We start from the raw sequence: 21,691 nt of genomic DNA, 5'->3' as shown, positions 1-21,691 counted from the left end.
CTCAGACCTCCGCCTCCGCGCGCGCCGCGGCGATCAGCCGCTCGTCCGGAACGCTGCCGATCAGCCGCGCGGGCACGGCGCCCAGCCATCCGTTGGCGCCCAGCCACCAGTCGGCCGCGCCGAAGGGGTCGCCGGAGGCGTCCAGGATCCGGTTGACGGTCCGGACGACCGGCGGCACGGAGCCGTCGGGGGCGAACTGGAAGTCCGGCCAGCGGACGGAGCCGTCGGCGGCGTCCAGGCGGATCAGGTCCGGATCGCCCGGGTCCTGCCCGCCCGCGCGCAGCTCGTCGGCGCCGAGCGCGGGGACGGCCAGCAGCCGCTCCGCGGCCGCGCGTTCCACCTCGTCGGCCGTCGGCGGCGGATCGGCGCCGACGAGCCGCGCCCGCAGCGGCTCGGCGAGGCGGAACCAGGCGGCCAGGTCCGCCGCGCGCCGCGCCCGGTCGGGCGCCAGGCGCTCCTCGCGTCCGCGCAGGGCCGCGAGGAACGGATGGTCCCCCGGAAGCAGGTCGCGCAGCAGGTCGGCGATCTCCTCGGCGATCTCCTCCGAGGCCGCCCGGTCGCCCTCCCGGGCAAACTCCTCGACCAGGGCGCGCACCTCGGCGACGTCCTCGGCGGACAGCCGGTCGCGGATGTCGTCCCACTGCTCGGCGAGCACCGTCAGCGCGTGCCGCAGTCCCATGCCTCTCCTCCGCCGGTCGGTCAGGAAATGATCTCGTGCCGCGCCACCGCGGCCTTGGCCTTGTCGACGTCTTTGCGGTCCATGCCGCCGATCTGCAGGTCGAAGCGGACGTTGCGGCCCGACCGGGGTTCCACCGCCGCCACGGTGAGCAGCCCGGTCTCGTTCATGGAGAAGGTGATCTGGATGGGCGTGCCCTTCGGCAGCCGCGGCGGCAGGTCGCGCAGCTTCCCCCGCCCGATCAGCGTGTTGTCGGCGAGCTCCTCCGAGCTCTCCGGCCCGTTCTGCTCCCACACCTCCACCTCGAGGCCGGGCTGGTTGTCGAACGCGGTGAAGAAGGTGACCGGCCCGGTGTCGGCGGGCAGCGGCGTGTCGGCCGGGAGGAGATGGACGATGTAGTAGCGCGCCCGCATCGGATCGGTGGCCGCGCGCGGGTCGTTGTGGTCGATGACCTTCACCCCGAAGCCGCGGGGGACCACGGTGGTCACCCGGCGGTTCCGCATCGACTCCGCCTGGGCGGCGGTGATGCCGAGCCTGTCGGCGACCTGTTCGGCGGACCGGTCGGCGCCCTCCTTCTGAACCCGTCTGATCATGGCGAACAGGGCCGCGCCGCGGGCGACCGCCAGGTCCGGCTCGTGCCGCCAGGGCTTGGTGCCGACCAGTTCCTCCAGCCGCGCCGCCACCGCCGGCATCCGGGACATGCCGCCCACCAGGATCACCTCGTCGATCCGCGGCGCCCCCTGGGCGCGCGCCTTCTCCACCGTCCGCTCGGTGATCGTCAGGGTGCGCTCCAGCAGGTCGGCGGTGAGCTCCTCCAGGCGCTCGCGGGTCAGCTCCACCTGGGCGACGGCGCCGGCGAAGCGCAGGTTGCAGCGCCGGGACACCGCGGTGCTCAACTCCCTTTTGATCTTCTCCGCCTTGATCCACACATCCTGCATGAACTCCTCGTCGGCCGTGGGGTCGAGCCGGGGATGGCGTTCGGTGAACGCGCCGACCAGGTAGTCGCGGACGCGGGCGTCCCAGTCGGCGCCGCCGAGCTCCCGGTCGCCGCCGGTGCACAGCACCTGGACGTCCTCGCCGTCCATGCGGATCACGGTGGTGTCGAACGTGCCGCCGCCCAGGTCGTACACCAGCACGTGCCGCGCGCCCTCGACGGGCTTGTGGTCCTGGCGGGACAGGGCGGCGGCGACCGGCTCGGCGAGCACGTCCAGCACGGTGAGCCCGGCGATCTCGCCCGCCCGGCGGGTGGCCTCCCGCTCGGCCACCCCGAAGTACGCCGGCACGGTGATCACCACGTCCTCGACGGGACGGCCGAGGCGGCGGCGGGCGCCGTCCGCCAGCTCCTTGAGGATGAGGGCGGAGACGGTCTCCGGGGTGTAGGTCTCGCCGTGGAAGGGGTACGTCACGTCGTCGCGGCCCATCTGCCGCTTGACCAGCTGCACCGTCAGGTGCGGCGCCAGCAGCGCCGCGTCCTTGGCGGCGTCGCCGACGACGACGCGGCCGCGCCGTTCGAAGTAGACCACCGACGGGGTGGTGTTCTCGCCGACGGCGTTGGGGACGACGACGGGCCGTCCCACCTCCTCGTCGACGTAGGCGATGCAGGAGTTGGTCGTGCCGAGATCGATGCCGAACGCGGTCAACAGGGCCCCCTCAACGGCCTTGGTAGGTGAACGCCGCCCAGGTCTCCGGCTCCGCCAGCGCCGCCGCGTCCAGCCCGGCCAGATCCGCCTCCACGGACGCGGGGACGGACCGCCGCGGGTTGAGCATCCACGACTGGGCCGCGCGCAACGCCACCGCCGGATCCGCGTAACCGGCGTTCAGATAGTGGTGGAACATGGTCATGAACAGCAGGGTCGGCAGGTCGTCCACGGGCCAGCGGGCGCCGACCACGCCCACCGCGCCGGCGGCCGCGAACGCCGTCGCCAACGTCAGCGCCTCGTCGTGGTGGCGGCCGGTCAGGTCGCTGCCGCACGCCGCCAGCACCACCAGGCCGCCCGCGGCGCCGGGCGGACGGGACCGCGCCTGCCGCAGGATCTCCGTCATGCCGAGCACCTCGTCGCCCGCCAGCCGCAGATGCGAGTCCACCGGACGCGGCGCCGACCACGCGTGGCACCCCAGATGCAGCAGCGACGCCCCGGCCGACTCCGGCCCGGGCAGCAGGGCCAGCACATTGGCCGCCGTGGCCGGCCGCGAACGGCGCCCCGACGCGCGGCGGCGGCCGCCGAGCAGCTCCCCGTCCGCGTAATGCCGCCGGTGGATCTGCTCGACCTCTTTCGACGACCAGTACAACCCGCTGCCGCCGACGCGCACCAGCGCCGGAGCGCTCCCCCACGGGCGCGGCTCGGCCCGCCGGGCCTCGACGAACTGCCGCGCCGACGCCGCATACGTGATCAGGGCGTCCTGGCAGGCGTGGCGCGGTGCGCCGTCCGCCACCGTCCGCCGCGCCGCATGCCACGGCACCGCCCCCAGCTCCCCCACCGGCACCAGGACCAGCCGGGGTGCGCGGCCGGGAGCCTCGACGACCGCGTCCAGCAGCGGCTGCATCGCCGCCGTCCACGCCCAGTCGCACAGGTCGCCCAACGCCGAGCGCCACCGGTCGCGGGCCCGCCTCCCTTCGGGCGACTCCGGATCGGCCTGCCAGCGGTCGCGCTGCGCCTCCACGAACGCCTCGACCCGGCTGCCCGGCCCCGTCGCCAGCCGCGGCAGCGCGATCCGCCGCGTCCGCCCGCCGGCGTCGACCACGAGCGCGAATCCGCCGCTTCCGTCTCCGTGGGGGACGAGGTACGCCAGCGCGGCCGCCCCCGCGCCGCGCAACGCCGCGGCGATCTCCGCGGGCACGGCGGGGCTGAACAGCCGGCGTTCCAGCCGCGTGCCCTCGATCGCCGCCATGACGCGTTCCCGCAGGTCGCTGGGGATGGGCGCCTCAAGCAGGTCGCCGAGGGGCGGCCCGGCGAGTCCCGGGGCGAGGGTCTCCCACGGTGCGGGGACGGGCTCGGACGACGCCGCCTCCCACTCGTCGGCCAGGTCGTGCAGGCCGCCTTCGCGCAGCAGGGCGGGAAGCCCCACGTCGGTCGTCGCGGTGTGCAGCACCATGGCCCGGCCCCATTCGAGCGCCTCGACCGCCGTCTCGGCGAGCCCGTCGTCGACGAGGAACCGGGCCACTTCGGCCGCCTCCCCGGAGGCGGCGACGGCGGCGTCGAAGGCGCGTTCGGTGCTGCTCTGCAGCATCACGCCCCGGGCGCGGGCCCGCAGGGAGGCCAGCCCCGTCTCGGCGGCGCGGCGCCGGTCGTCCAGGTTCGCGTCGCCCCGCAGGTGGTAGGCGTGGGCCAGGGAGTTGAGGATGAGCGGCGTCGCGGTGCCGAACATGCTCGTCTCCTCGGACCGCAGCGCCTCCTCCAGCCGGTCGATCGCCCCGTCCAGGTCGGCGCGGTCGCCGCTGAGCGTGTACCGCATGAACAGGCAGGTGCCGAACGTGAACAGCAGCTGCGACCGCAGCGGGGACAGCGCGTCGGCCGCCCGGTACGCGTCGGCCGCCATCGCCAGCCCTTCGTCGACGAGTCGCATGTTCCGGCTTGCGATGCCGTGGAGGACCTTCGCGTTGCCCGCGGCGCTGAACTCGGCGGCATAGAACGGGCTTTCCGGGGAGGCGTTCCGCGCCGAGAGCAGGGCCTCGGTGTGCTCGGCGAGGCGCTCCGCTTGGATCTGGACGGACCGCCCATGCAGACCGAGGCCGTGCGCCGCGGCGTCGACGAGGCGGCGCCAGGACGCCAGCGCGCCGGCGTCGCGCTCGACCCGGTGCCGTATCTCGTCGTCCTCCGGGAGACTCGCGGCGAGCCCTTCGAGCGCCTCGGCCGCCTCGCCTATCCGGTCCGGCTCCGGCAGGTACTGGGCCTTGAACATCGGCGAGGCGGCGAGAAACCACCGCAGGGCGTTCTTCCATCCGCCGTCCTCGGCCAGGTCCTCGTCCTCGACCATCCTGCGCGCGTAGTAGACCGCGGCGTCGAGGTTCTCCAGGCCGCCGCGCCGCGAGAACCGCTGGGCCAGCAGGGGCGTCAGCAGTCCCGCGGCCATCCGGCGGAGCTGGTGACCCGGCGGCAGCAGGGACGAGACCCGCTTCACCCTCTCGATGAGGTCGTTCATCGACGGGGCCTCGTCGCCGCCGAGCATGCTCTGGAAGGCGTCCACGAGGATCAGCAGGAACTGGTTGACCGCCTCGTTCTCCCGGTCCGCCGCGGGACGCGCGACCGCCTCCCGGAGCAGCTCGCGCACCGTGCGCAGCCGTTCCGGGGAATACCGGTGCTCCAGGTTCCGCGCCAGGGTGACGCTCAGCTGCAGCAGGATGAAGGCCCGGTCGGGATGGTCTTCGGGAAGCTCCCGGAGAACGTGCTCCAGGAGCTCCAAAGCGGCCTCGCGGTCCTCCGGGGCGACCGCGTCCGGGGTGGGGCGCGTGGTGGAGGCTCTGTCGAGGAGTTGGGCGGTCACTCCCCGCAGGGCCTCGCGGACCGGGTGCCGCTCATCGAGCGCCTCAACCGTCTGCATGATCCTCTCCGCCGCCGCCTTCAGGTTCTCCGGGCCCCCGTGCCGGATCGCCTGGACGGACCGCAGGAGGTCTCCCAGCCCCCGCAGCTCGTCGGCCCCGTCCTCCTCGCCGGCGACCCGGTCCAGGTGGGCGACGGCCTGGGCGTAGTGCTCGTCGGTCAGCTCCGTGCCCCCGGCCGCCAGCGTGGCCATGGCCCGCAGCGACGGCGCCATCGCGCGGAACATGGGGTCCGATTCGGTCACCTGCTCCAGATGCTCGAGGGCGACGCGGGCCTCCTGCGGGTCGGTGACGCCCCCCGCCGCCAGGACGCGGGCGACGTTGCGGAGGTCGGGCGCATGGCCCCCGCGCCGGAACTCCGCGGGAGCCGAACGGTAGAGCCGGAGGAAGGCGATGAAGAGGTGGCACGCGTTCGCCGCGTCGCCGTCGCACTCCGGTTGGTCGAGCAGGGCCTCCAGCCCCTTCAGCGCCGCGTCGCGGTCGTCCTCGCCGGCGCCCAGGTGGAGGAAGCGGAGCGCGTGCGTCATCGCCTGCCAGTACCGCACCAGCGGCCGGTACGGATCGTCGGCGGGCATGTCCCGCAATCCCTCGTCGAGGGTGTCGAGCACGGCGGCCGAACGGTCGGCCAGGTCCCGCCACGCCTGCTCGTTCCCGGGCGTGACGGGGTCGAGGTCGCTGATGTCCTCCTGCACGCCGGCGGCGAGCACGATCCCGAGCCTGCCGGTCAGCAGGCCAGCGGCGGGGTGGCCGTCGGGCAGCAGGGCGACCGACCGCCGCAGCGCCTCCTCGGCCAGACGCACCTCCGCGCGGGACTCCGCCGGGACGCGAAGGGACCGCAGGAAGTGGCTGATGCCCAGAGTGCAGTACGCCGAGGCGAGGCGGGCGTCGGGTCTGTCCGGCTGCGGCAGCTCGGCGAGGGCGTCGCGCGAGTACCGGATGGCCGCCTCGAGGTCGTCCACGCTCCCGTCGCGTTCGCCGCGGTCCGCCAGGAGCCTGGCGAGCTCCAGCCGGGCCCAGGCGGGCTCGGCTTCCGGGGGAGCGGGCGCGTCGTCGGCCATGCGCAGAGCCGTGATGGCCTCGTCGCGGTCGGCGGCGTCGCCGTCCCGGGCGTACCGCGCGGACAGCAGCGCGCCCAGCTCGACCAGCGCGGCGAAGCGGTGCTCCTCGGGGAGCCCCTGCTCCACGAGCGCGCGAAGCTCGTCGATGAGCTCGTCGATGAGCTCGTCGGGGTCCTCGACGGGCTCGTCGGCCGCGACGCCGTCCTCGACTCGAACGTCGTCGGCTTCGACGTCGTCGCGTGCCGGGCCCACGGCGCCGGGCGCCGGGTGGTCCGCCGCGTTCATCGGCGCTCCAGCCGCTGGCCGGTCAGGGCGGCGAAGACCGAGCCGTAGATCAGGCCGAGCTGGTCGGCGTTCCGGAAGCTCCGCACGGCGGCGTGGCGGAACCACGCGTGCCCGTCCAGCATCGGCGGATGCTCTTCCTCCGGCACCACGAGGGAGATGTGCCCGTAGTGGGCCCGCCAGATCAGCGCGTCCAGCTCGCGGGGCGGGTCGAACAGCTCCCCATCGCTGATCACCATCAGGCCGCACGCCTCGGGCGGGACGGGGGGCCGCTTCGCGCGCAGCCGCATCAGCAGATGGAGCGCCGGCGCCAGAAGCGTGCCCCCGCCGACGTCTCTGGCGGGGCGGTCGGTGACCCGGCGCAGCTTACGGACGTCGACGGGCGGCACCAGCACCGCCGCCCTGTCGGCGAACGCCACCGACGTCAGCAGGTCGCCGGCGGCCATCTCGCGGCGCGCGAAGTCGCGCAGGGCCGCCAGCGCCGCCCGACGCAGCTCGGCGTACCGGTACATGGAGCCGGACAGGTCGACCGCGACTTCCAGGCTGACCGGGCCGCGCGCCGTCCGCTCCCCGACCAGCCGGGCGGACGCGAGGTTCGCCGGGGGCAGCCCCCGGACCGGCCGCTTCCTGGCAGGCTTCGGCTCCCCAGCGGGCTTCGACGTGCCGTCCGGGGCGGCTTCCGCGGCCGTCTTCGAGCCGTCCGACGCTGGCTTCTCGGCGGGTTTCGGACGGGCGAGGGCCGCGCGGCGGCGATGGTGGTCGAGCGCGGCGGGACCGAGCGTCCGGGCGATGGCGGCCTCGTCGGCGAGACCGTAGCCGATCTCGCGGAACCACCAGCCGTCCGCGCGCCGGTAGCACTCGCCGAGCAGGTGCACCGGGTCGGGGCTGTTCTCCCCCGCGGCGGCGCCGGACAGCACGGCCAGGTCGGAGCCGTCGTCGCCGCGGACCGCGCAGCGCAGCCCGCGGACCGCCGACACCGGCCCGTCGGCGACCTCGACCGCCAGGACGACGCGGTCGGTCCCGGCGGGCGCGTCCGCCAGGCCGATCAGGAGCCCGCGGTCGTCCGCGACCGTCGCCAGGCACCGGCCCTCCGCGTCGAGGAACACCGCGACGAGCGACGCGCGGCCGGAAGGGTCCAGCTCGAACGCCGCGGTCGACGTGCGGGAGAGCGGCACGTTCTGCGCCTTGCGCAGACCTGTCCCCGGCATCGCCTCCTCCTCAGGTCACGAGGGACAGCACGAACGACAGCAGCAGGAAGGCGACGTAGAGGGCGGCGACTCCGCAGACCACCGCGAAGATGCCGAGCCGCCAACTGCGGTAGGGGTCGGGCTGCATGAGGGCTCCTTCCACGGTCATGCGGAGTGGTGGACGCGCAGGCCCTCTTTGACGAGGATCCAGCCGGACAGGTCCAGGACGCTGTCGGGTATCTCGCCGTCCGTCAGCCACGACGAGGTCCGGAAGAACCGCACCTCGTCGAAGGACCGGCGCATGGCGCGGACCATGCCGTCGAGCCCGGCCGGGCCCTCCAGCCAGCGGCGGATCTCGTCGCTGCCGTCGCCGACGTCCTCCAGCACCGGGCAGGCGCGCACCAGGTCGTCCTTGGTGAGGGCCACCGCCAGGCGGGCCCGCCCGGTCTGCACGCCGAGGCCCTCGATGTTCTGCACGATCTGACCGAACACGAAGTCCGGCGCCGCGTCCGAGCGCAGCTGCGCGAACCGGGTCCGCTCCGCGGGGTCCAGCGACTCCCAGACCGCGTCGATGGACAGCGGGTCGAGGGTGAACAGGAACGTGCGCGCCGCCCGCATGTAGCGCAGCTCCCGCAGCAGCTCGGACTTGCCCACGAGCTCGCCGGGCGCGTCGAACACGTGCAGCAGCCGGGGCCCGCCCGTGGGCGGCCGCAGGTGCAGCGAGTAGGCGCGCAGCGGCGCGTCCCGCGCCTTGATCGTCTTCCAGGTGTGCACGCCGGCGCGCAGCTTGTCGGCCAGCCCCCGGTAGGCGTTCTCGGACTCCTCGTCGGCGAACTCGGTGGTGGCGCCGTGCCCCCCGGGCCCCTCCAGCAGGCCCATGACCAGCGCCGTCATCAGCCGGGTCTTGCCCGTGGTGGCGGCGCCCAGCACCGGGATCACGATCTCGGGCATGGTGCCCGCGCCCTTGGACATCGTCTCCCCGCAGTGCGGGCAGCGCGCCCGCATCGCGGCGCCGCCGCTCATGATCAGCAGCGTGGGCAGCCGGGCGCCGCAGCCGCACCAGCGCTTGAGGATGCCGTAGCGCCCCGGCCGCACGTCGCGGTGGCGGCGGCCGCACCCCTCCGCGGCGCATTCGAAGGAGGGGAACGGGACGGGCAGGTGGCAGGACTGGCAGCGGGTCCGGATGCCCTTGACGCGCCGCATGGCCCGGTCGACGACGCGCAGCACCTGCCCCGCCGCGAGCACGGTGATCGCCAGGGCCAGCACGACCGTCACCTGCAGGACGCACAGCATCCCCACCGCCATGACCCCGGCCATGACGCCGAACGCCATGCTGATCCACACCATGATGCCGATCGGCACCATCAACCACGGCGGCTCGCGGTCCTGGAAGGCGCGGCGGATCCACAGGTCGTAGGCCCTGGCGACCTCGGCCGGGGCGGGGAGGGCCGTCTTCGCCGCGTGGCGCAGGTCGACCAGGGCCGGACCGAACAGGTAGTGGGTGTACGCGGGCTCGGCGCGTCCGGACGGCCGGTCCGGCGGCGGGGGTATGGCGGCGGGGGCGGCCCGCGGTCCGATGCCCATCGCCGAGGCGAGCCGCGACAGGTAGGCGTACAGGCAGTGTCCGGCGGCTGCCAGGCCGGTCAGGGCCATCGCCGGGACGATGAGCCAGGACAGCAGCACCGCCGCGACCAGGAGGACGAGGCAGCCGCAGCCCACCGCGAACCCTTCGCCGGGAGGGACCGGGTTGGTCCGGTAGCCGTAGGGCGGGGGCGGGTAGCCGCCGCCCGCCCCGTACGGAGGTCCCCCCGCGTAACCCGACATTCTCAGTCCCTCCCGGACGTGGCATCGACGGACGAAGACGGCGAACGAAGACGGCGGTGCACCGGTCAGTGCGGTTTCGACCAGACCGCGAGCCAGCCGCGGCGGGGGCGGCAGTGCCGCGACCGCCAGCGTTTGAACTCCTCGGCCATGCGGACGGACCTGCGGCGCACCTCGCGCTCCACCGCGTTCAGTCGGCGTTTGCGCCAGTCGGGCAGGCGGTGCAGCAGGACGGCCTGGAGGCCGTCGGCGACCTTCTTTCCGTCCTTCCGGCGCGCCGCGGCGCACAGGGTGGTGAACGCCGCGCCGGCGACCGCGACGGCCGCCGCCTCGTCGCCGTCCAACCCGCGCTCCACCTGGGCGAGGTGGTCGCGGACGACCTCGTCCGGAGCGCGCACGAGCAGGGCGGCGCGCAGGTCGTGCGGCAGCGTCGGCAGCAGCGCGGCCAGACGGATGCGCAGGTAGTCCCGCGCCGGCTCGACGACGGGCGCGTCGTACGCGGCCAGCAGCGCCTCGCCCGCGGCCAGGCTCTCCGCGTCCCGCCGCTTCCGCACCGCCTCGGCGAACCGCCGTTCGGCCTCGCGGATCGTCGTCATCGCCTTCAGGCGGTCCCGCAGTCCGGTCTTCAGCATCGCGGCCAGGGGCAGTTCGGCCAGGGTGTCGCACAGGGCGCCGTAGGCGTCGGCGTCGCCGGGGGTCAGCCGCTCGTGCGGCAGCCGCTCCACCCACGGCACGAACACCGAGTCGCCGGCGCACCGCTCAGGAAGCCGCGCGAGGAGGGCCCGCGCGTCGTCGAACGACCATCCGTCCGGCCACAGCGCGAGCAGCAACGCGTTGTCGATCCGGCCGGACGGCCCGCGCATCGACAGCACCTCCAGCGCCGTGTCCACGCGCCGTTCGGGGTGCCGCCGGGCGCGCGCGACCAGCCGGGCCTGCAGAAGCGACGGCATGCCGGCGAGTTCGTCCGCGGGGACCGCCCGCTCGAAGCCCGCGTCGAACAAGGCGAACAGGCGGGAATCGCCCGGGAACCGGCCGAGATGCTCCAGCGCGCCCGTCCGCAGCTCCGACCACTGCCGTACGGCTTCGTGCAGACCGGTGTCGGTGGGGGTGCTCAGCAGCTCGGGGCCGACCACCCGCAGGCCGCAGTCGTGCAGCACGAGCGGATCGGGGCTCACGCCGTGGGCCTCGGCCATGCCCAGCAGCCGCACGACGGCGTCCGCGTCGGCGTCGGCCAGCAGTTCGGTGTAGCGGCGGGCCGCCAGGTCGCGCGCCGCCGCCGAACGCAGCGTCGCCACCTGCCGCGCCGTCGTCGGCGCCGCCGCCAGCTGGTCGGCGACCAGCCGCTTCTCCGCCAGGGCGAGCAGCTCGCCGACGCCGCTCGCGGCCGCCGCGTCGGCGAGCCGGGACAGGTGCGCGGGCGAGGCGGCCTCGTGGTCGAGGGCGGCGGCGCCGACGCGGCCGACGACGTCGCGGCCGAGGCGCGGCGCGTGCTCGCTCAGCCAGGCGCAGACCGCGTCGAGGTCCGCGGGCCCGATGCCCAGGCCCCCGTCCAGCAGCGCCGCGGCGACGACCGGCGGGTACCAGTCCGCGAGGCGGAGCTCGTCGCCCGCCGCCAGCCGCGCCGCCGTGCGCCACAGCGGCTCGGCGGCCGCCGCGCCGGTCGCGGCGAGCAGCTGCGCCGGCGGCCCGGCCTCCACATCGGACGCGCCCCCGGAGGCGAAGTCGAACAGGTAGAACGCCTCGAAGGAGCGCTCGTCGAGGGCGATCTCGGCGCCCGGGACGGTGCCGATGACGTGGTGCCGGCTGTAGGACGGCCGGAACTGGTAGGTGGCGAACGACATCCGCGCGGCCAGCGGCGGCGGCAGCAGGAACGACAGCGCCGCGATCCACCGCGCGACCTCGTCGGCGTCGCGTGCGTAGATCACCACGGACCGCTCCTGGTCGAGGACGGCGCGCTCGGCCGCCGCCAGGAGGGCGGGCAGCCGCGCCCGGCCCGCGGCCCGGTCCAGGAAGTCGTCCACGGCGCCGCGGTCCAGGGGGCCCGTGGGCAGCGGTCCGCGCAGCGGCGGCAGGTCCGGATGCGCCGCGGTCTCCTGCGTCCACAGGGGCGCCCGCCATAGTTGGATCGGCGGCGGCCCCTCCCAGACCGTGCCGTCGGCGGGGACGAGCGCGTGCGCGAAGTAGTTGCCGAACCGGCCGGAGTAGTCGGTCCCGGTGAAGGCGACGTTCGCCACGATGGGCCGCGGCCCCGGCACGAAGCACAGGTTGACGGGGCAGGCCGCGATCTGCTCGGGCGTCGGCGAATGGCCCAGCGTGGCGGGCGGCTCGTACGAGCTGAGCGCCTCCACCTCGTTCATCACCTCCGGGGACACCCCGGGGGTCACCGCGTTGAACTGGTAGCCGGCGTAGCCCGACAGGCCCGATCGGCACGAGGTGTAGTAGAGCTGCTGGAACTGCATGTCACCCCTTCGTCGACGGGACGGCGCCGAACCGGCTCAGCAGCCACAGGAACGGGTCGGCCACCCGGTAGGGGTGGATGCCGCGGGGGTCGACGCGGTTGTCCGCGGTCGGGCTGCCGCCCAGCGACGACAGGCCGAAATAGCGGAACGCCGCGTAGTTCCGGCGCATGATCTGGTCGATCTGCGCGCCGTCCCACTCGTGCAGCAGCGCCCGCACGTGGTCGTGCACGGCCAGGCTGTCGGTCTGGTCGAACACCGGCCGGTCCTCGGGCGGGTCGCGCAGCAGCGGGCTGTCGGGCGGGAAGGCGTGCCGCAACGCGTCGATCTTCGAGAACGCCACCGCGACCGGCACGTCGATCCGCCGGCTCGGCCCCAGCCCGTGCGCCTCGTGCAGCACCTCGGTCACCCGGGTCAGCACGTTGACCGGGCTGTCGGTCCGCTCGTCCAGCTCGGGCAGCGGGGTGCCCGGCCGCACGCCCGCCCGCGCGCCGCGCATCTGCAGCGGGTCGAGCAGCAGGATGATCCCGTCCGCGGCGCGCAGGTACCGGACGTTGAGGTCCACGCTCCGGCGGGAGATCAGGTCCTCGCCCGCGGTGTCGAAGAAGGACGTGATGGTGTGCCGGTCGCGGGCGCGCAGCAGCCTCCGGCCGCCGTCGAGGGTGACCTTGAACACCAGGGGGCGCCGCAGCTCGGCCTGCCCCGGCCGGGTCGTCCCGGGCAGGACGTTCCGCCGGTACAGGGTCTCCTCGTACTTCTTGGAGAACTCGCTGCGGGTGTGGTCGTCGGAGCCGACCACGGCGGCGTCGAAGCGCCGGCCGACCGAGTGCATCAGCTCGTGCAGCAGGACGGTCATGTAGACCGTCTTGCCGCTGCCCTTGGCGCCGATCAGCGCGATCAGCCGGCTGTCCACCCGGCCGAAGTGCACCGGCAGCTGGCTGTGGCAGTGCGGGCAGACCCGCAGCGTCGACTCGCCCCCGCAGCGCGGGCAGCGGGCGGCGGTCCGCAGCGCGTTGACGACGGGCAGGCGGCCGCCGAACACCGGCGGCAGCGGCTCGTTCATCCCGAACCGCCGCGACAGCGCCGGGTCGCGCGCCGGCGCGCACCGCTCCCCCTTCGGCCCCAGCAGCCCGGTGCAGCGGAACAGCACCTTGCGCGCCGGGAACGGCTGGTAGCAGTACGGGCAGATCAGGTTCGACGCGAAGGACGGCATCACCAGGCTCCGGGCAGTCGGATCAGGGTCACCGCGTCGGCGGCGTCGGCCGCGGCGAAGCACGCCAGCCGGGCCGGACCCGGCGTGGCCGGGACCTTGAACCGGACGACGAGCGGGTCGTCCGGGTCGAGGTCCCGGGCCGGAATCTTGTGGATCACCTCGCCCTGCTCGGGGCGCAGCGGCAGGACGTCGCCGGCGCGGTGCACGACGACCAGCGGCGGGATCCGGCAGGGCCGGTCCGCGGTGAGCACGAGGACGGCCGACGGCGAGCCGCGCCGCGCCAGCCGGCGCCGGCGGAACTCGTAGCGGACCTTCGGGCCGGTCCCCGGGACGAACGCCGTCACCGGGCGGGAGCACAGCTCGTCGGCGCCGTCGCGCACCACCGCGCGCACGGTCACCCGCGCCGCGCCGGGCCCGACCGTCAGGCGGCAGCCGTCGTCCTCGTACGCCCGGCGCCTGATCTCCACGGCGTCCTCCGGCTCGGGGGCCGGTCCGGCCGCCTCGTCGTCGACCGGCGCCCACGCCACCCGCACGAGCTGGGCGTCGGACGGCCAGATCCAGCTCAACGCCACCGTGTCGCCCTGCCGCCGGGCGGTCAGCTCCCGCACCGGCTCGACCAAGGCCAACGCGGCGGAGGCCCCCACCACCGCCAAGCCCGCGCCCAGACTCACCGCGACGAAGTGGCTGCGGGCCGCGGTGTCGACGCGCGTGGTCAGCGTCATGCGTCCGTCGGCGCCGCGCGCGGCCGCGCCGGGGACCTCCCGCCCATACCGCTCCGCCTCCTCCTGCGGGATGCGCGTACCGGGAGGCCAGGGCGGTCTCTCGTCACAAGTGCGGATCACCACGCGGCCGCGGGACGGCGCGATCCACGTGATCCGGGCGACCGGCGGTCCGTCCCCCTCGGTGAGGTCCACCGCCAGGTCCCGCACCGGCTCCGGCGGCGCCTCGGGCAGCGCGGTGACGACGACGCCCCGCGACAACCTGCGGGAACCGTCGGACCGCACGTACGCCACGCGGATGCGGTAGCGGTGGAGCCGTCCGGGGGTCACCTCGGTGTCCGCGAATCCGCCCCGGTCGGCGGGCACCGTCCGGGACGGACGCCCTTCCGCCCGCTGGTCGGCGCCCTCGTCCAGCCGCGTCACCACGGCCTCGGCGGCGCCCGCGGGGAACCGCCACGTCACCGCCACCTGCCGCTCCTCCGCCCGGACGGACACGTCGCCGACCTCCGGCAGGACCGTCACCGGGCGGCCCGCGGCAGGCGCCGACCAGACGCCTTCCGCCCGGCCGGCGAACACGCTGTAGTACAGCTCCTCGGCGGGCGGCGGATCGCGGTCGACCAGCTCGTTGGCGTCGGTCTCCCCGATCGCCGCGCCTGCCGAGGCCCCGCCCGCGGGCGCCCCGACGGTCCGCACCACCCGGTACCGCACCGGCCCGACGCGCACCGCGCCGGGCGTCCACGCCACCGACACGCGGCCGTCCTGCACGCCGACGCGCACGTCGCCGGGCGGGGGCGGCGGCAGCGCACGCAGCCGGTCGGCGATCGCGTCGTCGTCGGCGGCGACGCGCGACGCCCGGTCCAGCAGCTCGGCGGCGGCCTCCGTCCGCCCGGCCGCCCGCTCCCGGGCGGCCTGCTCGGTCCACGCCGCCACCTGCCGCGCCTTCTCCTCCACCTCGGCGCGCAGATCCCGCTCCTCCTCGGCGGGCAGCGCGGACAGCAGGCGCTCGGCGGCGCGCAGCCGCCCGTCCTGGAGCGCCTCCCGGACGCGTCCCGCCGCACCGGCCGGACGGCCGCCGCGGTCCAGCATCGCCAGCGCCAGCTCGTCGGCCTCCTCGCGGACCAGCCCGAGCTCGGCGGCCCGCGCCGCGAGCACCTTGGCGGGCAGCCCCGCCTCCGCCTGCGGCCGCAGGATCTCCATGACCTCCCACAGCAGCAGCGCGTCCAGCCGTCCCGGCTCGCGCGCCGCCTCGGCCAGCACGGACAGCACGCCGTCGGTCGCGGCCTTGCCCTCGTCGCGCGCCCGCCCCGCCGACCGCCGGATCGCCGCGGCGATCATGTCCTCGGTCAGCGGCCCGGCGGGGCCGGCCGCCGACGCGGTCGTCAGGCGGAACCCGTCGCGCAGGCGAAAGCCCCGCCGGACGGCGTCCGCCCCCACCACCGCCTCGGCCGACAGCCGCAGGCCGAGCTTCCCGAGGGCGTCGCGCAGCGTGCGGTACGCCGGCAGCGGGCCGGCGTCCGGCAGCTCCCAGGACCGTTCGGCGACGCCGACGCCGTGGTCGGCCAGCACCTTGCGGACCCGGGCCTCGGAGCAGGCGCCGCCGGTGTCGGCCACCAGGTGGTCGAACGCGGCGCGGCTGATCAGCGAGGTCGTCGTGGCCAGCCCGCGGACCGTCTCGGCCAGGCGGTCCTCGGCCGCGGCCACCCGCCGCCGCGTCTCCTCGTTCAGCCCCTCCCAGGTGAGCAGACCGGCCCTCGCCAGCTCGCTGTGCCCGGCCAGCAGGGCGTCGACGAGCTTGGCGTAGGTCCGCTTCTGCTGCTTGAGGGTCCGCCAGTACGCGACGACCTGCGCCAGGTGCTCGTCCAGCTCCGCGGGCCCCGGACGCGGCGACCCGCGCAGCCCGTAGCGGACCAGAAGGTCCGGCGGCGGCGTGTTGCCCAGCGCGCGGGCCGGGTCGAGCACCGCGCGCCGATAGGCGTCCTTGTCGAACACGGCGTCCCTCGTCCGTCATCCGCGGGCCGGCGGCCGGCCGTCGTCGGCGGGCGCGGTCACTCCGAGACCGAGTACCGCGCCACGGCCTGCTTCGCCTGGTCGACCTGCTGCTCCGACAATCCCTGGATGCGCACCTCGATGTTCAGGTCCTTGCCCGTCTGCAGCTCGACGGCGTGCACCTTGAGCGTGCCGAGCTCGTCCATGGCGAAGGTGATGTCGATGGGGGACCCCTTGCGCAGCGGCGGCAGGCCGGTGATGACCCCCTCGCCGATCTTCGCGTTGTCCGCCAGGTCCTCCGACTCCACCGCCCCGGCCTGCTCCCAGATCTCCACCTTGATCTCGGTCTGGTTCTCGTAGGCGGTGGCGAACCGCTCCGGCCCCGGCTCCGCGGGCAGCGGGGTGTTGGCCTTGAGCACGTGGCTCACCGAGAACACCTCGCTGCCGTCGTCGGCGAAATCGACCGTCTTGACGCCGAACGCGCGGGGCACCACCGTGGTCACCCGCCGGCCCGCCAGCATGCGGACCTTCTCCGGCTCCATCCCGAGCTGCTCGGCGGCCTCCGCCACCACCCGCTCGGCCTCGGGACCGGACGCCGCCGCGCCGTCGCCGTCCCCGGGCAGCCGCACCTTCACGGCCTCGATCTCCGCGTACCGGGCGGCGCCCTTGGCCACCGCCAGGTCCGGGTCGTGCAGCTTCGGCTCGAACCCGAAACGCTCGCGCAGGCCCTCGGCCACCGCGGGCATGCGCACCGCGCCGCCGACCAGCAGCACGTCGTCGAAGCGGTCGATGCCCTGCGCGGCGGCGGCCTCGATGGTGCGCCTGGTGATCTCGAAGGTGCGGCCGAGCAGGTCCTCGGTGAGGCGTTCGAACGTCTCGCGGGTCAGCTCCACCCGGGCCGTGCCGCCGTCGAAGCGCATGTTGTACCGCCTCGACACCGTCGAGCTGAGCCCCTTCTTCAGGTCCTCGGCGGCGATGGCGAGCTCCTGCAGGAAGTCCTCGCTGTCGGCCGCCGACGAGCCGGGGTTCTCCGCCAGGAACGCCTCCAGCAGGTGGTCGGAGATCCGCTCGTCCCAGTCCGCGCCGCCGAGCCGGTGGTCCCCGTCGGTGCACACGACCCGCACGTCGTCGCCCTCCAGGCGGATGACCGTCGTGTCGAACGTGCCGCCGCCCAGGTCGTACACCAGGATCGTGGACTCCCCCTCGCGGGACAGCGCGTCGTAGTGCAGCGCCGCGGCCACCGGCTCGGGGATCAGGTTGAGCACGTTGAGCCCGGCGATCCTCCCCGCGTTGCGGGTGGCCTCCCGCTCGGCCACGCCGAAGTAGGCGGGCACGGTGATGACGACGTCGCGCACCTCCTCGTGGGTGTGCTCGGCGGCGGCGCGCGCCAGCTCCTTGAGGATCAGCGCGGAGATCGACTCGGGGGTGTGCGTCGTGCCGTGGAAGGTCAGCTCGAACTGCTGCCCCATCTGCCGCTTGATCAGCGAGACGACCTGGTCGGGGAACAGCTTGGCCGAGTTCTTGGCGTCCTGCCCGACCACCACGTTGTCGGGGGTCTCGAAGTACACCACCGACGGAGTGGTGTCCTGCCCGAGGGCGTTCTTGGCGACGACGGGCCGGCCGGTCTCGTCGACGTACGCGATGCACGAATAGGTGGTACCGAGATCGATACCGAAGGTTGGCATGTGCGGTGGTCCCCTCGTTCCGTCCGGGTAACGCTGTCGGGCGCCGCCGTCAGGACGCGTCCGCGACCGCGTCCGCGTCCGACGTCCCGCCGCCGGCGCCGTCGCTCTCGGAGGCCGTCGGCTCGGCGGGCGTGAAGCGGTGGAAACGGGCCCGCACGGGACGGCGCACCCGCCCCGTCTCCCGCTCGACGAAACCGGTCGCCACGACCTCGGCCACCGTGTTGTCCAGCGCCTCGTCGTCCACCGGCACCACCGCCGCCGCGGCGTGCCGGCCCACCTCGAAAGGGTCGCCGGGCTGCGCGGTGAACTCCTCCAGCCCGCAGCGCTCCAGCATCAGCAGCGTGTCGTCGGCGAAGCTCTCCAGCAGCCGCCCGACCGCCGGGTCCCCCTCCTCGGTCAGCCGGTCGGCCTCCCGCCGCAGGGCGTCGTACATGCGCATCAGGTCGGTCACGACCGGGTCGAGGATGGTGCGGTACAGGCCCCCGCGCAGCCGCTGGTTCTCCTCGTGCAGCCGGTCGATGACCGACTCGCGGTGCGCCGACCTGCGGTGGAACTCCGCGACCGCGCTCTCGATCGCCGCCAGCCGCTCGGCCAGCTCGGTCGGCGAGACCCCTGGCGGCGCGGCGTCGGTTTCGGCCGGTGCCGCCGACTGCGCGCGCTCCTCGTCCCGTTCGGAGGTTTCCGACTCGTCGACGGCCATGGAGCCCTTCCTCCCAGTAGCGCCTACACGGTTACCGCGCTGCGAGGCGGCCCCCGTTACAGTCGATGTCGGTAGTCAGTCTCACATCCAACAGCAAAGGCGTCTTTTTCTTCCGGAAATTCCAGCCACCGACCAGGATCCGCCCCAAAGCCGACCACGTTCCGCCCATCGCAGCCATGCAGCCCCCACGCCACGACGAACTCGCCGCCGACCTCAGGACTCTGCGCGAACGGGGGCTGACCCGGCTGCGCGACAGCCGGCTCGGCGCGCTGCAGGCCGCCGCCCAGCTGTGCGGCCTGGACGCCTCGGCCGACGCCTACCGGCCCGCGGCGATCGAGGAGGTCCTGCGCCGCGCCGTGGCCGACCTGGGCGGAAACCTCGCCGCCGCGGCCGCCTACACCTTCGGGCTCGCGGACGGCACCCGCGACTGGCCGATCGGCGAACGCCGCAGGAAGGCCGCGCAGATCTACGGGGTCAGCACCGAGCGCTTCCGCAAGCACCACGAACAGGTCGTCGTGGACGAGACGGCCGAGGCGATTTTGCGGCTGTGCCTGCCGTCCCGGGTTTCGCGCCACGCCCGCGTTCCCCGCAGCCCCGCCGTGCTGCCTCTCGGCCCGGTCACGCTGAACTACATGCCGGTGGAGATGATCCAGGGCGTCGACGTAATAGTGTCCTCAGAAAACATCTATTTGGAAGCGTCCAAAATCTTCCGGAACTCGCTGTCGGCCGCCCTCCGCCGCGCCTGCGCCGAATACGGCGAAAGCGGCGAACTTCTCAACGACGTCATCCAGGCGGAGCTCACCCGCTGGAAGCAGACCCACGGACGCCTCGGCCTTCCCGTCGCCCCCGGCACGGTCGCGGCGACCGACCCGGGGCGGCTGCGCGAGGCCGGAGTCCGCCGCGTCTACCACGCCGCGGTGGCCGTCCCCCGCCCCGACGGCGACGGCTACGAGTTCTCCCCGGAGGCCATGTCCCGCGCCGTCCACAACGTCTTCCGCCTGGCCGAACGGGAGAAACTGCGGTCGATCGCCTTCCCGCTGTTCGGCGCCGGCCGCGGCGGCCTGGACCCGGCCGAGAGCCTGCGCTGGCTGTGGTCGGCCATCGACCGCGAACGCGCCGCCGCGTCCCGCTGGGACCTCCACCTCATCACCCACACGCCCCGCGACGCCGAAGCGATCATCGAGCACTTCACCCGGTCGACCTAGCGCATCGATGTCACTCGGTGCCGGAGCCGACCTGCCACAGCCGCACCGTGTGGTCGACATGGCCGGTGGCCAAGGTCCTGCCGTCCGGGCTGAACGCGAGCGACTCGACCGTCATGACGCGGACCTTGTAGGCGGTGGGCCGGTTGGTGGCCAGGTCCCACACCCAGGTCGTGCCGTCGGCGTCGCCCGCGGCCAGGTACTTGCCGTCCGGACTGTAGGCGAGCGACTTGATCCAGTTGGCGGCGTTGTCGAACGTGCCGATCATGCGCTTGGTCGCCACGCTCCACAGCCGCACCTTGTTGTCGCCTCCGCCGGACGCCACGGTCTTGCCGTCCGGGCTGAACGCCACCGCGAAGGTGCCGTCATCGTGGCCGCCGAGGTTCGCGATCTCGCGCGCGGACGCCACGTCCCACAGCGTCACCGGGTGCTGGTTGCTGCCGATCGCCAGGATCTTGCCGTTCGGGCTGAACGCGACCGACTCGGCGTTGTAGGCCAGGCCCCTCAGCTCGGCGCGCACGCGTCGAGTGGTCATGTCCCACAGCCGCATGGAGGGCCCGCCGCTGTCGGCGACGGCCAGGATCTTGCCGTTCGGGCTGAACGCCAGGGACGCGATCCTGGTGCCCTCGTCCTTGAGGACGGCGAGGGCGCGCCTGGTCCTGGCGTCCCACAGCTGCACGCCGTCGCCCATCCCGGCGCCGGCGAGGATCCGGCCGTCCGGACTGTAGGCCACCGCGTCGATCTCTTTTCCGTAGTCGTCCAGGACGGCGACCGCGCGCTCGCCGTGGACGTCCCAGAGCCGCACGGTACCGTCCTGGCCGCCTGAGGCCACGGTCCTGCCGTCGGGGCTGAACGCCACCGCGAGCACGTTGTCGGTGTGCCCCTTGAGAGTGACGTTCTCGGGCTCCTCGGAGGTCAGCATGTTCGCCGCCCACCAACCGCCTCCCGCGGCCGCACCGAGCAGGACGACCCCGCTGATCAGGAACGCGCGGCGCCCCGTCTTCGTGGGCGGCGGAGAGCCGCCCTGCGGCACCCCGGCCGCCGGCGGGGTCATCGGTCCGACGCCCGCCGCGGGCACGGCTCCCGCCGCCGGGGGGACGTTCGGGGCAGGTGCGGCACCCACGCCCGGCGGGACGCTGGAGGCGGGGACGGCGCCCACCGGCCACGGCTGCGGTGTCTGCACGCCGGGGGCGGGTTGGACGGGCTGCGGCGCACCCGGGTACGGGGCGGCGGGGGCCGGATTCACCGGCGGGGGCACCGGAGCCGCGTTCGGGCTCGGAGGCGAGGACGGGTGCTGTACGGGCGGCACGGGACGGCCGGAGGCCAGGGCCCGCAGCCGCTCGGCCACCTCCTCGGCCGAGCCGGGCCGGTCGGCCGGGTTCTTGGCGAGCAGCCACAGGACGAGCCGGTCCAGCTCCGGCGGGATGTCGGGTCGGTGCCGCGACGGCGGCACCGGTGCGACGGTCAGGTGCTGCCGCATCAGCGCGGGCACCGTCTCACCGTCGAACGGCGCGTCGCCGGTCAACAACGCGTACAGGGTACAGCCGAAGGCGTACAGGTCGGTGCGGGCGTCCGCGGGCCGCCCCTCGTACTGCTCGGGCGCCATGTAGGCGGGCGTGCCCAGCATCCCGCCGGTGGCGGTGAGCTGCCCGGTGGCGTCGACCGACCGCGAGATCCCGAAGTCGCAGATCTTCACGCCGCCCTCGGCGAGCTCCATCAGATTGGCCGGCTTGATGTCGCGGTGCACCACGCCCCTGCGGTGCGCGTAGGCCAGCGCGTCCGCCACCGCGGCGCCCGTCTCCAGAACCCGGTCGACCGGCAGGCCGCGGGGGTTGCGAGCCAGCATCTCGGTGAAATCGGTGCCGTCCAGCAGCTCCATCACGAAGAACGGGTGGCCGTCGTGCTCCCCGATGTCGTGCACGACGGTGATCCCCGGGTGCTGCAGCTGCGCGGCGTTCTCGGCCTCCCTCCGCAGCCGCGCGACCACCGCGGACGAGTCGGACATCGCCGCCAGGACGATCTTCACCGCGACCCGCCGCCGCAGCTGCGTGTCCTCGGCGGCCCACACCTCTCCCATGCCGCCCCGGCCGAGCCGCTTGGTGAGCCGATACCTGCCGGCGAGCACCGATCCGGATTCCACGCCCGTGTCCCTCCCTGGCAAACCGCCCC

12 protein-coding genes are annotated in these 21,691 nt (G+C 74.5%); 1 reads left to right on the top strand and 11 read right to left on the bottom strand.

The features are described from left to right. Position 1: 1 nt before the first annotated feature. The 10 genes from AR3_RS12670 to grpE all read right to left on the bottom strand — a co-directional run bounded on the left by AR3_RS12670 (position 2) and on the right by grpE (position 18,320). A complete protein-coding gene (locus AR3_RS12670) occupies positions 2-679 on the bottom strand; it encodes a hypothetical protein (RefSeq protein WP_067913475.1) in 678 nt (225 codons plus the stop codon). Between the two features lie 20 nt (positions 680-699). Further along, positions 700-2,316 (bottom strand): Hsp70 family protein, encoded by a 1,617-nt coding sequence (locus AR3_RS12665; RefSeq protein WP_067913474.1) that lies wholly within the window; start codon positions 2,314-2,316, stop codon positions 700-702. 10 nt (positions 2,317-2,326) lie between these two features. Then, on the bottom strand, positions 2,327-6,556 hold the full coding sequence (locus AR3_RS12660) for a CHAT domain-containing protein (RefSeq protein WP_067913470.1): 4,230 nt from the start codon (positions 6,554-6,556) through the stop codon (positions 2,327-2,329). Beyond that, positions 6,553-7,761 carry a VWA domain-containing protein gene (locus AR3_RS12655; RefSeq protein WP_067913458.1) on the bottom strand — a complete coding sequence of 403 codons (1,209 nt, stop codon included), beginning with the start codon at positions 7,759-7,761 and terminating at the stop codon, positions 6,553-6,555. Before AR3_RS12655 ends, AR3_RS12660 begins: the two co-directional genes overlap by 4 nt. Before the next feature lie 144 nt (positions 7,762-7,905). After that, positions 7,906-9,564: a TRAFAC clade GTPase domain-containing protein gene (locus AR3_RS12650; protein WP_067913457.1), complete on the bottom strand. Its 1,659-nt coding sequence runs from the start codon at positions 9,562-9,564 to the stop codon at positions 7,906-7,908. A 65-nt stretch (positions 9,565-9,629) separates the two neighbouring features. Next, positions 9,630-12,020, bottom strand: coding sequence for a GTPase-associated protein 1-related protein (locus AR3_RS12645; protein ID WP_067913448.1), 2,391 nt, complete (start codon positions 12,018-12,020; stop codon positions 9,630-9,632). Position 12,021: 1 nt separating this feature from the next. Next, positions 12,022-13,230: a TRAFAC clade GTPase domain-containing protein gene (locus AR3_RS12640; RefSeq protein WP_067913441.1), complete on the bottom strand. Its 1,209-nt coding sequence runs from the start codon at positions 13,228-13,230 to the stop codon at positions 12,022-12,024. Continuing rightward, the gene (locus tag AR3_RS12635; protein WP_067913439.1) at positions 13,230-15,938 is read right to left on the bottom strand and encodes a SaeA-related protein; all 2,709 of its coding nucleotides are present in this window, start codon (positions 15,936-15,938) and stop codon (positions 13,230-13,232) included. Before AR3_RS12635 ends, AR3_RS12640 begins: the two co-directional genes overlap by 1 nt. Before the next feature lie 56 nt (positions 15,939-15,994). Continuing rightward, positions 15,995-17,620, bottom strand: a complete 1,626-nt coding sequence (locus AR3_RS12630; RefSeq protein ID WP_067913438.1) for an Hsp70 family protein — start codon at positions 17,618-17,620, stop codon at positions 15,995-15,997. Positions 17,621-17,669: 49 nt separating this feature from the next. Further along, entirely contained in the window at positions 17,670-18,320 is a 651-nt protein-coding gene (gene grpE / locus AR3_RS12625) for a nucleotide exchange factor GrpE (RefSeq protein WP_067913436.1), read from the bottom strand. A 176-nt stretch (positions 18,321-18,496) separates the two neighbouring features. Here grpE and AR3_RS12620 point away from each other — a divergent pair, with 176 nt between their 5' ends. Next, positions 18,497-19,525 carry a macro domain-containing protein gene (locus tag AR3_RS12620; RefSeq protein ID WP_067913433.1) on the top strand — a complete coding sequence of 343 codons (1,029 nt, stop codon included), beginning with the start codon at positions 18,497-18,499 and terminating at the stop codon, positions 19,523-19,525. Positions 19,526-19,535: 10 nt separating this feature from the next. Here AR3_RS12620 and AR3_RS12615 read toward each other — a convergent pair whose 3' ends face one another. Beyond that, a complete protein-coding gene (locus AR3_RS12615; RefSeq protein WP_067913431.1) occupies positions 19,536-21,662 on the bottom strand; it encodes a WD40 repeat domain-containing serine/threonine protein kinase in 2,127 nt (708 codons plus the stop codon). Positions 21,663-21,691: the final 29 nt, after the last annotated feature.

Source organism: Actinomadura rubrobrunea NBRC 15275, from assembly GCF_001552235.1.
GTDB lineage: Bacteria > Actinomycetota > Actinomycetes > Streptosporangiales > Streptosporangiaceae > Spirillospora > Spirillospora viridilutea.
The sequence above is the reverse complement of the archived record's forward strand: the minus strand, read 5'-3'. Positions and strand labels throughout refer to the sequence as shown.

What these genes read in the sequence shown, in the direction of transcription:
- AR3_RS12670 (WP_067913475.1), bottom strand. Translation starts at nt 679, where the DNA reads ATGGGACTGCGGCACGCGCTGACGGTGCTCGCCGAGCAGTGGGACGAC.
- AR3_RS12660 (WP_067913470.1), bottom strand. Translation starts at nt 6,556, where the DNA reads ATGAACGCGGCGGACCACCCGGCGCCCGGCGCCGTGGGCCCGGCACGC.
- AR3_RS12655 (WP_067913458.1), bottom strand. Translation starts at nt 7,761, where the DNA reads ATGCCGGGGACAGGTCTGCGCAAGGCGCAGAACGTGCCGCTCTCCCGC.
- AR3_RS12650 (WP_067913457.1), bottom strand. Translation starts at nt 9,564, where the DNA reads ATGTCGGGTTACGCGGGGGGACCTCCGTACGGGGCGGGCGGCGGCTAC.
- AR3_RS12645 (WP_067913448.1), bottom strand. Translation starts at nt 12,020, where the DNA reads ATGCAGTTCCAGCAGCTCTACTACACCTCGTGCCGATCGGGCCTGTCG.
- AR3_RS12640 (WP_067913441.1), bottom strand. Translation starts at nt 13,230, where the DNA reads ATGCCGTCCTTCGCGTCGAACCTGATCTGCCCGTACTGCTACCAGCCG.
- AR3_RS12630 (WP_067913438.1), bottom strand. Translation starts at nt 17,620, where the DNA reads ATGCCAACCTTCGGTATCGATCTCGGTACCACCTATTCGTGCATCGCG.
- grpE (WP_067913436.1), bottom strand. Translation starts at nt 18,320, where the DNA reads ATGGCCGTCGACGAGTCGGAAACCTCCGAACGGGACGAGGAGCGCGCG.
- AR3_RS12620 (WP_067913433.1), top strand. Translation starts at nt 18,497, where the DNA reads ATGCAGCCCCCACGCCACGACGAACTCGCCGCCGACCTCAGGACTCTG.